At 54.0% G+C, this 11,329-nt stretch carries 4 protein-coding genes, 2 tRNA genes and 4 rRNA genes; 9 read left to right on the forward strand and 1 reads right to left on the reverse strand.

All coding sequences use genetic code 11. The features are described from left to right. The first annotated feature begins 98 nt into the window (after positions 1-98). The 9 genes from AB4N76_RS14665 to AB4N76_RS14705 all read left to right on the forward strand — a co-directional run bounded on the left by AB4N76_RS14665 (position 99) and on the right by AB4N76_RS14705 (position 10,728). Entirely contained in the window at positions 99-1,280 is a 1,182-nt protein-coding gene (locus tag AB4N76_RS14665; protein ID WP_010465741.1) for an acyl-CoA dehydrogenase, read from the forward strand. 13 nt (positions 1,281-1,293) lie between these two features. After that, entirely contained in the window at positions 1,294-2,514 is a 1,221-nt protein-coding gene (locus AB4N76_RS14670; RefSeq protein WP_046031104.1) for a CaiB/BaiF CoA transferase family protein, read from the forward strand. 585 nt (positions 2,515-3,099) lie between these two features. Beyond that, positions 3,100-4,636, forward strand: a 16S ribosomal RNA gene (locus tag AB4N76_RS14675). A gap of 81 nt (positions 4,637-4,717) precedes the next feature. Next, a tRNA-Ile gene (locus AB4N76_RS14680) sits at positions 4,718-4,794 on the forward strand. Positions 4,795-4,824: 30 nt separating this feature from the next. Continuing rightward, positions 4,825-4,900 (forward strand) — tRNA-Ala (locus AB4N76_RS14685). A 249-nt stretch (positions 4,901-5,149) separates the two neighbouring features. Next, positions 5,150-8,040: ribosomal RNA gene (locus AB4N76_RS14690) — 23S ribosomal RNA — on the forward strand. Between the two features lie 151 nt (positions 8,041-8,191). After that, positions 8,192-8,307 (forward strand): 5S ribosomal RNA (gene rrf / locus AB4N76_RS14695). Between the two features lie 105 nt (positions 8,308-8,412). Next, positions 8,413-8,528, forward strand: a 5S ribosomal RNA gene (gene rrf, locus AB4N76_RS14700). The 16S, 23S and 5S rRNA genes sit together here with 2 tRNA genes alongside, the layout of an rRNA operon. Positions 8,529-8,847: 319 nt before the next feature. Next, positions 8,848-10,728 (forward strand): methyl-accepting chemotaxis protein, encoded by a 1,881-nt coding sequence (locus tag AB4N76_RS14705; RefSeq protein WP_046033195.1) that lies wholly within the window; start codon positions 8,848-8,850, stop codon positions 10,726-10,728. 125 nt (positions 10,729-10,853) lie between these two features. On the opposite strand, the gene AB4N76_RS14710 is transcribed toward AB4N76_RS14705, so the two are convergent. Next, positions 10,854-11,321, reverse strand: a complete 468-nt coding sequence (locus tag AB4N76_RS14710) for an SRPBCC family protein (RefSeq protein WP_046033196.1) — start codon at positions 11,319-11,321, stop codon at positions 10,854-10,856. Between the last annotated feature and the right edge of the window lie 8 nt (positions 11,322-11,329).

Consider the following 11,329-nt stretch of genomic DNA (forward strand, 5'->3'; position numbering starts at 1 on the left):
ATTTAGCACAACAGTATGCGAAATCCTCGTTTGCCGTAATGCCGAACCCGGCCTAGGATCAGTCCACGTTATTTGACCCGATTCGAGAGGATACACTCATGGGCGGTAAAGCTAGCTTCAACTGGATCGATCCCCTGCTGCTGGATCAACAGCTCACTGAAGAAGAACGCATGATTCGCGACACCGCCGAGCAATTCGCTCAGCAGAAGCTTGCGCCGCGCGTCCTCGAAGCTTTCCGTCATGAAAAAACCGACCCGGCAATTTTCCGCGAAATGGGCGAAGTCGGTCTGTTGGGGGCAACTATCCCTGAGCAGTACGGCGGCAGCGGCCTGAACTATGTCAGCTACGGTCTGATCGCTCGTGAAGTCGAGCGCGTCGACTCTGGCTACCGCTCGATGATGAGCGTGCAGTCCTCGTTGGTCATGGTGCCTATTAATGAATTTGGCACCGAAGCCCAAAAGCAGAAGTACCTGCCGAAACTGGCCTCCGGCGAGTGGATTGGCTGCTTTGGTCTGACTGAGCCTAACCACGGTTCTGACCCGGGTGCGATGATTACTCGTGCGCGCAAAGTGGAAGGCGGTTACAGCCTGACCGGCAGCAAGATGTGGATCACTAACAGCCCTATCGCAGATGTGTTCGTCGTCTGGGGTAAAGATGACGCCGGCGACATCCGTGGTTTCGTGCTGGAGAAGGGCTGGAAAGGCCTGAGCGCTCCGGCGATTCACGGTAAGGTCGGCCTGCGTGCATCCATTACAGGCGAAATCGTCATGGACAACGTATTTGTCCCTGAAGAGAACATTTTCCCTGACGTCCGTGGCTTGAAAGGCCCTTTCACCTGCCTCAACTCCGCGCGTTATGGCATTTCCTGGGGCGCGCTGGGTGCCGCCGAGTTCTGCTGGCACACCGCTCGCCAATACACCCTGGACCGCCAGCAGTTCGGTCGTCCGTTGGCCGCCACTCAGTTGATCCAGAAAAAGCTGGCCGACATGCAGACTGAAATCACCCTGGCGCTGCAAGGTTGCCTGCGCCTGGGTCGTATGAAAGACGAAGGCACTGCGGCGGTCGAGATCACGTCGATGATGAAGCGCAACTCATGCGGCAAGTCCCTGGACATCGCTCGTATGGCGCGTGACATGCTGGGTGGCAATGGCATCTCCGACGAGTTCGGTGTTGCTCGTCACTTGGTCAACCTGGAAGTGGTGAATACCTATGAAGGTACGCATGACGTCCACGCACTGATTCTCGGCCGCGCGCAAACCGGCATCCAGGCGTTCTATTAATAGGAGAACGTCCATGGGCGCGCTTTCGCATCTGCGGGTACTGGATTTATCGCGGGTACTGGCCGGACCTTGGTCCGGGCAGATCCTGGCGGACCTTGGCGCTGAGGTGATCAAGGTGGAGCGCCCGGGCAATGGCGATGATACGCGCGCCTGGGGGCCTCCTTTTCTTAAAGACGCCTATGGCGAGAACACCAGCGAGGCCGCCTACTACTTGTCGGCCAATCGCAACAAGCAATCGGTCACCATCGACTTCACACGCCCTGAAGGTCAGAAGTTGGTGCGTGAGCTGGCGGCCAAGTCGGACATTCTGATCGAGAACTTCAAGGTTGGTGGGCTGGCGGCCTACGGGCTGGACTATGAATCGCTCAAAGCCATCAACCCGAACCTGATTTATTGCTCCATCACCGGGTTTGGTCAGACCGGCCCTTACGCCAAGCGTGCGGGTTATGACTTCATGATCCAGGGCCTGGGTGGTCTGATGAGCCTGACGGGGCGACCGGAAGGGGATGAGGGTGCCGGGCCGGTAAAGGTTGGTGTAGCGCTGACAGACATCTTGACCGGGCTCTATTCGACAGTGGCGATTCTGGCGGCGCTAGCGCATCGGGATCACGATGGCGGCGGCCAGCATATCGACATGGCATTGCTGGATGTTCAGGTTGCATGCCTGGCTAACCAGGCGATGAACTACCTGACGACAGGCAATGCGCCTAAGCGCTTGGGTAACGCCCATCCGAACATCGTGCCTTATCAGGACTTTCCTACGGCTGATGGCGACTTCATCCTGACCGTGGGTAACGATGGTCAATTCCGCAAGTTTGCCGAAGTAGCGGGTCAGCCGCAGTGGGCGGATGATCCGCGCTTTGCGACCAATAAACTGCGGGTGGCAAATCGGGCGGTCTTGATTCCGCTGATCCGTCAGGCGACGGTGTTCAAGACCACGGCTGAGTGGGTGTTGCAGCTGGAGGAGGCTGGCGTGCCATGTGGCCCGATCAATGATCTGGCTCAGATGTTTGCTGATCCTCAGGTCAAGGCACGTGGGTTGGCGATGGAGTTGCCCCATGTGTTGGCTGGGATGGTGCCGCAGGTGGCGAGCCCTATTCGTCTATCCAAGACTCCGGTGGAGTACCGCAATGCCCCTCCATTGCTGGGTGAGCATACGCAAGAGGTTCTGCAGCGTGTGCTGGGCCTGGGAGCTGGTGCGGTGGCTGCTTTCAAAGAGGCTGGGGTGCTTTGAGGATTCCTTCTATATAGAGGCCGGCTGTTTCGCTCGTTATATAGAGGGGAATTGGGTTGTTTGTCGGCTTTTGGGGCGTTATTGATAGAAAGCCCAAATCAGTGCTTGACGGCAGATTCAGGATGTCTATAATTCGCCCCACTTCCGGCGCAGTCGAAACGGAAAACTCCTTGGTAAACAAAGAGTTACGCAGTTTTCGGCAGTGAGTGGCTTCAGTTCATCGAAGTCCGAAAGGAGTTGAAAAAGAGGTGTTGACAGCAGCGTGTAACGCTGTAGAATTCGCCTCCCGCTACCGAGTGATCGGAAGCGCAAGTGGTTGAAGTTACAAAGGAAACTTTGAAAACTTCTGAAAATAACCACTTGACAGCAACAGAGGCTGCTGTAGAATGCGCGCCTCGGTTGAGACGAAAGATCTTAACCAACCGCTCTTTAACAACTGAATCAAGCAATTCGTGTGGGTGCTTGTGGAGTCAGACTGATAGTCAACAAGATTATCAGCATCACAAGTTACTCCGCGAGAAATCAAAGATGTAACCAACGATTGCTGAGCCAAGTTTAGGGTTTCTTAAAAACCCAAAGATGTTTGAACTGAAGAGTTTGATCATGGCTCAGATTGAACGCTGGCGGCAGGCCTAACACATGCAAGTCGAGCGGTAGAGAGAAGCTTGCTTCTCTTGAGAGCGGCGGACGGGTGAGTAATGCCTAGGAATCTGCCTGGTAGTGGGGGATAACGTTCGGAAACGGACGCTAATACCGCATACGTCCTACGGGAGAAAGCAGGGGACCTTCGGGCCTTGCGCTATCAGATGAGCCTAGGTCGGATTAGCTAGTTGGTGAGGTAATGGCTCACCAAGGCGACGATCCGTAACTGGTCTGAGAGGATGATCAGTCACACTGGAACTGAGACACGGTCCAGACTCCTACGGGAGGCAGCAGTGGGGAATATTGGACAATGGGCGAAAGCCTGATCCAGCCATGCCGCGTGTGTGAAGAAGGTCTTCGGATTGTAAAGCACTTTAAGTTGGGAGGAAGGGTTGTAACCTAATACGTTGCAATTTTGACGTTACCGACAGAATAAGCACCGGCTAACTCTGTGCCAGCAGCCGCGGTAATACAGAGGGTGCAAGCGTTAATCGGAATTACTGGGCGTAAAGCGCGCGTAGGTGGTTCGTTAAGTTGGATGTGAAATCCCCGGGCTCAACCTGGGAACTGCATTCAAAACTGTCGAGCTAGAGTATGGTAGAGGGTGGTGGAATTTCCTGTGTAGCGGTGAAATGCGTAGATATAGGAAGGAACACCAGTGGCGAAGGCGACCACCTGGACTGATACTGACACTGAGGTGCGAAAGCGTGGGGAGCAAACAGGATTAGATACCCTGGTAGTCCACGCCGTAAACGATGTCAACTAGCCGTTGGGAGCCTTGAGCTCTTAGTGGCGCAGCTAACGCATTAAGTTGACCGCCTGGGGAGTACGGCCGCAAGGTTAAAACTCAAATGAATTGACGGGGGCCCGCACAAGCGGTGGAGCATGTGGTTTAATTCGAAGCAACGCGAAGAACCTTACCAGGCCTTGACATCCAATGAACTTTCCAGAGATGGATCGGTGCCTTCGGGAACATTGAGACAGGTGCTGCATGGCTGTCGTCAGCTCGTGTCGTGAGATGTTGGGTTAAGTCCCGTAACGAGCGCAACCCTTGTCCTTAGTTACCAGCACGTTATGGTGGGCACTCTAAGGAGACTGCCGGTGACAAACCGGAGGAAGGTGGGGATGACGTCAAGTCATCATGGCCCTTACGGCCTGGGCTACACACGTGCTACAATGGTCGGTACAGAGGGTTGCCAAGCCGCGAGGTGGAGCTAATCCCAGAAAACCGATCGTAGTCCGGATCGCAGTCTGCAACTCGACTGCGTGAAGTCGGAATCGCTAGTAATCGCGAATCAGAATGTCGCGGTGAATACGTTCCCGGGCCTTGTACACACCGCCCGTCACACCATGGGAGTGGGTTGCACCAGAAGTAGCTAGTCTAACCTTCGGGAGGACGGTTACCACGGTGTGATTCATGACTGGGGTGAAGTCGTAACAAGGTAGCCGTAGGGGAACCTGCGGCTGGATCACCTCCTTAATCGACGACATCAGCTGCTCCATAAGTTCCCACACGAATTGCTTGATTCATTGAAGAAGACGAAAGAAGCAGCCCGAAATTGGGTCTGTAGCTCAGTTGGTTAGAGCGCACCCCTGATAAGGGTGAGGTCGGCAGTTCGAATCTGCCCAGACCCACCAATTTTGTGTGGGAAACGCCTGTAGAAATACGGGGCCATAGCTCAGCTGGGAGAGCGCCTGCCTTGCACGCAGGAGGTCAACGGTTCGATCCCGTTTGGCTCCACCACTACTGCTTCTGAAGTTTGAAAGCTTAGAAATGAGCATTCCATCGTTGAGATGGTGAATGTTGATTTCTAGTCTTTGACTAGTTCGTTCTTTAAAAATTTGGGTATGTGATAGAAAGATAGACTGAACGTTACTTTCACTGGTAACGGATCAGGCTAAGGTAAAATTTGTGAGTTGCTCTTAATTGAGTATTATCGAATTTTCGGCGAATGTCGTCTTCACAGTATAACCAGATTGCTTGGGGTTATATGGTCAAGTGAAGAAGCGCATACGGTGGATGCCTTGGCAGTCAGAGGCGATGAAAGACGTGGTAGCCTGCGAAAAGCTTCGGGGAGTCGGCAAACAGACTTTGATCCGGAGATGTCTGAATGGGGGAACCCAGCCATCATAAGATGGTTATCTTGTACTGAATACATAGGTGCAAGAGGCGAACCAGGGGAACTGAAACATCTAAGTACCCTGAGGAAAAGAAATCAACCGAGATTCCCTTAGTAGTGGCGAGCGAACGGGGACTAGCCCTTAAGTGGCTTTGAGATTAGCGGAACGCTCTGGAAAGTGCGGCCATAGTGGGTGATAGCCCTGTACGCGAAAATCTCTTGGTCATGAAATCGAGTAGGACGGAGCACGAGAAACTTTGTCTGAATATGGGGGGACCATCCTCCAAGGCTAAATACTACTGACTGACCGATAGTGAACTAGTACCGTGAGGGAAAGGCGAAAAGAACCCCGGAGAGGGGAGTGAAATAGATCCTGAAACCGTATGCGTACAAGCAGTGGGAGCCTACTTGTTAGGTGACTGCGTACCTTTTGTATAATGGGTCAGCGACTTATTTTCAGTGGCGAGCTTAACCGAATAGGGGAGGCGTAGCGAAAGCGAGTCTTAATAGGGCGTCTAGTCGCTGGGAATAGACCCGAAACCGGGCGATCTATCCATGGGCAGGTTGAAGGTTGGGTAACACTAACTGGAGGACCGAACCGACTACCGTTGAAAAGTTAGCGGATGACCTGTGGATCGGAGTGAAAGGCTAATCAAGCTCGGAGATAGCTGGTTCTCCTCGAAAGCTATTTAGGTAGCGCCTCATGTATCACTGTAGGGGGTAGAGCACTGTTTCGGCTAGGGGGTCATCCCGACTTACCAAACCGATGCAAACTCCGAATACCTACAAGTGCCGAGCATGGGAGACACACGGCGGGTGCTAACGTCCGTCGTGAAAAGGGAAACAACCCAGACCGTCAGCTAAGGTCCCAAAGTTATGGTTAAGTGGGAAACGATGTGGGAAGGCTTAGACAGCTAGGAGGTTGGCTTAGAAGCAGCCACCCTTTAAAGAAAGCGTAATAGCTCACTAGTCGAGTCGGCCTGCGCGGAAGATGTAACGGGGCTCAAACCATACACCGAAGCTACGGGTATCACTTAGGTGATGCGGTAGAGGAGCGTTCTGTAAGCCTGTGAAGGTGAGTTGAGAAGCTTGCTGGAGGTATCAGAAGTGCGAATGCTGACATGAGTAACGACAATGGGTGTGAAAAACACCCACGCCGAAAGACCAAGGTTTCCTGCGCAACGTTAATCGACGCAGGGTTAGTCGGTCCCTAAGGCGAGGCTGAAAAGCGTAGTCGATGGAAAACAGGTTAATATTCCTGTACTTCTGGTTATTGCGATGGAGGGACGGAGAAGGCTAGGCCAGCTTGGCGTTGGTTGTCCAAGTTTAAGGTGGTAGGCTGGAATCTTAGGTAAATCCGGGATTCTAAGGCCGAGAGCTGATGACGAGTGTACTTTTAGTACACGAAGTGGTTGATGCCATGCTTCCAAGAAAAGCTTCTAAGCTTCAGGTAACCAGGAACCGTACCCCAAACCGACACAGGTGGTTGGGTAGAGAATACCAAGGCGCTTGAGAGAACTCGGGTGAAGGAACTAGGCAAAATGGCACCGTAACTTCGGGAGAAGGTGCGCCGGTGAGGGTGAAGCATTTACTGCGTAAGCCCATGCCGGTCGAAGATACCAGGCCGCTGCGACTGTTTATTAAAAACACAGCACTCTGCAAACACGAAAGTGGACGTATAGGGTGTGACGCCTGCCCGGTGCCGGAAGGTTAATTGATGGGGTTAGCTAACGCGAAGCTCTTGATCGAAGCCCCGGTAAACGGCGGCCGTAACTATAACGGTCCTAAGGTAGCGAAATTCCTTGTCGGGTAAGTTCCGACCTGCACGAATGGCGTAACGATGGCGGCGCTGTCTCCACCCGAGACTCAGTGAAATTGAAATCGCTGTGAAGATGCAGTGTATCCGCGGCTAGACGGAAAGACCCCGTGAACCTTTACTATAGCTTTGCACTGGACTTTGAATTTGCTTGTGTAGGATAGGTGGGAGGCTTTGAAGCGTGGACGCCAGTTCGCGTGGAGCCAACCTTGAAATACCACCCTGGCAACTTTGAGGTTCTAACTCAGGTCCGTTATCCGGATCGAGGACAGTGTATGGTGGGTAGTTTGACTGGGGCGGTCTCCTCCTAAAGAGTAACGGAGGAGTACGAAGGTGCGCTCAGACCGGTCGGAAATCGGTCGTAGAGTATAAAGGCAAAAGCGCGCTTGACTGCGAGACAGACACGTCGAGCAGGTACGAAAGTAGGTCTTAGTGATCCGGTGGTTCTGTATGGAAGGGCCATCGCTCAACGGATAAAAGGTACTCCGGGGATAACAGGCTGATACCGCCCAAGAGTTCATATCGACGGCGGTGTTTGGCACCTCGATGTCGGCTCATCACATCCTGGGGCTGAAGCCGGTCCCAAGGGTATGGCTGTTCGCCATTTAAAGTGGTACGCGAGCTGGGTTTAGAACGTCGTGAGACAGTTCGGTCCCTATCTGCCGTGGACGTTTGAGATTTGAGAGGGGCTGCTCCTAGTACGAGAGGACCGGAGTGGACGAACCTCTGGTGTTCCGGTTGTCACGCCAGTGGCATTGCCGGGTAGCTATGTTCGGAATAGATAACCGCTGAAAGCATCTAAGCGGGAAACTAGCCTCAAGATGAGATCTCACTGGGACCTTGAGTCCCCTGAAGGGCCGTCGAAGACTACGACGTTGATAGGTTGGGTGTGTAAGCGCTGTGAGGCGTTGAGCTAACCAATACTAATTGCCCGTGAGGCTTGACCATATAACACCCAAGCAATTTGCGTCGAAAGGCCAGATTGCGGTGTGTGAAGACGCAACGAACCGAAAGTTCGAGATACTCACAAAACACCAAACTATCGCATACCCAATTTGCTGAAGCGCGGCCGACTGGCCACGATTCGGTACCCGAATTTCTTGACGACCATAGAGCATTGGAACCACCTGATCCCATCCCGAACTCAGCAGTGAAACGATGCATCGCCGATGGTAGTGTGGGGTTTCCCCATGTGAGAGTAGGTCATCGTCAAGATTAAATTCCGAAACCCCAATTGCGAAAGCAGTTGGGGTTTTGTTTTAGTAGAAGTCACCTATTTTGCTGGCACGTTACGGCTGTAACGGGCTGGTCACAGAATTTCTTGACGACCATAGAGCATTGGAACCACCTGATCCCATCCCGAACTCAGCAGTGAAACGATGCATCGCCGATGGTAGTGTGGGGTTTCCCCATGTGAGAGTAGGTCATCGTCAAGATTAAATTCAAAAACCCCTGTCTGTTAACGCAGACAGGGGTTTTGTCGTTTCAGGACGCCAAAAACCACAGAAACTAAAAAGCCAGCCTCTGGAAATCAGGAACTGGCTTTTCTATTTGTGTCTATTCCCGTTGGTACGCCGTTCGACCGGAGTCCTGGGCATTTCATACAAATTTCTAAGATTTCCCGCTCTGGTGCCGACAGACTGTTGAGACATGCGTGCACCAAAGTAGAGCGGTCGCAGAATGCCGTTTGCGCTGTTACATGGAATGTTGCAACTCGGAACGCATCCCCACTTTCTGCATAAGAAGTCCTATGAAATGAATCTCAAGTTCAGCCATAAAATCTTGTTGGCCGCCTCCGGCGTCGTCGTGCTGGCATTCGCGTTGTTCACTTTGTACAACGACTATTTGCAGCGGAACACCATCCGGCAAAATCTCGAAACCTCTGTCCAGCAAGCCGGTGATCTGACCGCCAGCAGCGTGCAGAACTGGATGAGTGGCCGGGTGCTGGTTCTGGAGAGCCTTGCGCAAAACGTTGCACACCAAGGCGTCAGCGCGGACCTTGCGGGCCTGATCGACCAACCGGCGTTCACCTCTAACTTCCAGTTCACTTACGTTGGCCAGGCCAATGGCGTGTTCACCCAGCGTCCTGTCGCGAAGATGCCGGACGGCTACGATCCGCGTCAGCGTCCCTGGTACAAACAAGCCGTTGCGGTCGACAAGACCATGCTGACCCCACCTTACATGGCAGCCGTTGGCGGTCTGGTGGTGACCATCGCCATGCCGGTGAAAAAGAACGGCGAGTTACTTGGTGTAGTCGGCGGTGACCTGAGCCTGGAGACCTTGGTGAAGATCATCAACTCAGTGGACTTCGGTGGTATCGGTCACGCGTTCCTGGTCAGCGCCGACGGCCAGGTGATCGTCAGTCCGGACAAAGACCATGTCATGAAGAACCTGAAGGATATCTACCCGAACGCCGGTGTGCGGATCGAGAAGGGCAATCAGAACGTCACGTTGAACAAGCAGGATCGCATCCTCTCGTTCACCCCGGTGAGTGGTTTGCCGAATGCCCAGTGGTACATCGGTCTGTCGATTGATAAGGACAAGGCCTACGCGCCATTGAGCCAGTTCCGCACCTCGGCATTGATCGCAATGTTCATCGCCGTGACGGCCATTGCAGTGCTGCTGAGCTTGCTGATCAATGTGCTGATGCGTCCGTTGACGACCATGGGCCGCGCGATGCAAGACATCGCTCAGGGTGAAGGCGATTTGACCCGACGGCTATCCGTCGAAAGCAACGACGAGTTCGGTGAGCTGGGCGGTTCATTCAATCAGTTTGTGGAACGCATTCACGCCTCGATCAGCGAAGTGTCTTCGGCCACCCGCCAGGTTCATGACCTGTCGCAACGGGTCATGACATCGTCCAACGCCTCGATCATCGGCTCCGACGAGCAAAGCGCTCGCACCAACAGTGTGGCCGCAGCGATTAACCAATTGGGTGCTGCTACCCAGGAAATTGCACGCAACGCTGCTGACGCTTCGCAGCATGCCAGTGGTGCCAGCGAGCAGGCGGACGATGGTCGTCAGGTGGTTGAGCGAACGATTCTGGCGATGACCGAACTGTCGCAGAAAATCAGCCTGTCCTGCACCCAAATCGAAACCCTGAACGCCAGCACCGATAACATCGGGCACATTCTCGATGTGATCAAAGGCATCTCCCAGCAGACTAATTTGCTGGCCCTGAACGCGGCCATCGAAGCGGCCCGTGCCGGTGAAGCGGGTCGTGGTTTTGCGGTGGTGGCGGATGAGGTACGCAACCTGGCGCACCGCACGCAGGAGTCAGCGGAGGAGATCCACAAGATGATCACCTCGCTGCAGATCGGTTCTCGTGAAGCGGTGACCACCATGAACGCCAGTCAGCTCTCCAGTGAACAGAGCGTCGAAGTGGCTAACCAGGCGGGCCTGCGACTGGTCAGCGTGACCCGGCGCATCGGCGAAATCGACGGTATGAACCAATCAGTCGCGGCGGCCACCGAAGAGCAGACCGCCGTGGTGGAAACGCTCAACGTCGACGTCAATCAGATCAACCTGCTGAACCAGCAGAGCGTGGCCAACCTCAATGAAACATTGAAGGATTGCGATGCCTTGTCTCAGCAGGCGAACCGGTTGAAGCAGTTGGTTGATAGCTTCAAAATCTGATTCAAAACCGCGTTATCGTTCAATCGCGGGCAAGTCGCACCGCCGCTCCCACAGGTTTCCGGTGATCCCTGTGGAAGCAGACTTGCCCGCTATGGCGGTAGATCAATCACCACCGAACGAAAGCCCTACGCAAACAACTTCAACACATTGTTCATCGCATCATCGGCAAACCCCTGCACAAAGTCCTTGAAGCCCGGCAGTGCCTCGGCACCTCCCTGCGCCGGCTCGGCGATGATGGTCCAGGTCGCGCGGGACTTGCCCGCGCCCAGGGGCTCAACGCTCATCGCTGCCCACAAATTGGCCACGCCCAACGTGTTGTAGATCGTGGTCCAGGTCATGTTCAACGCGTGGTCATTTCGCGAGTTGAGTTGTTCGACCACGAGGTTGCCGTCCTTGAAGAATTTCTTGCGCAAGGACGACACGCCTTCACCCGTCATTTCGATGTGCGACAGCGCCGGAATGAACCGATCGAAGCCGGCAAAGTTGCCGACGATTGCCCAGACTTCCTTGGCATCGGCCGGCACTTCCACCGAGGACACGACGTGGCAGCCTTGAGGATTTTTGATCAGGGTATCGGGTTGCAGAGTGCTCATGGTTTTGC

It is taken from the genome of Pseudomonas sp. S2_F03 (genome assembly GCF_054668335.1).

Excerpts from the sequence above, each read along its gene's own strand:
- AB4N76_RS14670 (WP_046031104.1), top strand. The coding sequence starts at position 1,294 with ATGGGCGCGCTTTCGCATCTGCGGGTACTGGATTTATCGCGGGTACTG.
- AB4N76_RS14710 (WP_046033196.1), bottom strand. The coding sequence starts at position 11,321 with ATGAGCACTCTGCAACCCGATACCCTGATCAAAAATCCTCAAGGCTGC.
- AB4N76_RS14705 (WP_046033195.1), top strand. The coding sequence starts at position 8,848 with ATGAATCTCAAGTTCAGCCATAAAATCTTGTTGGCCGCCTCCGGCGTC.
- AB4N76_RS14665 (WP_010465741.1), top strand. The coding sequence starts at position 99 with ATGGGCGGTAAAGCTAGCTTCAACTGGATCGATCCCCTGCTGCTGGAT.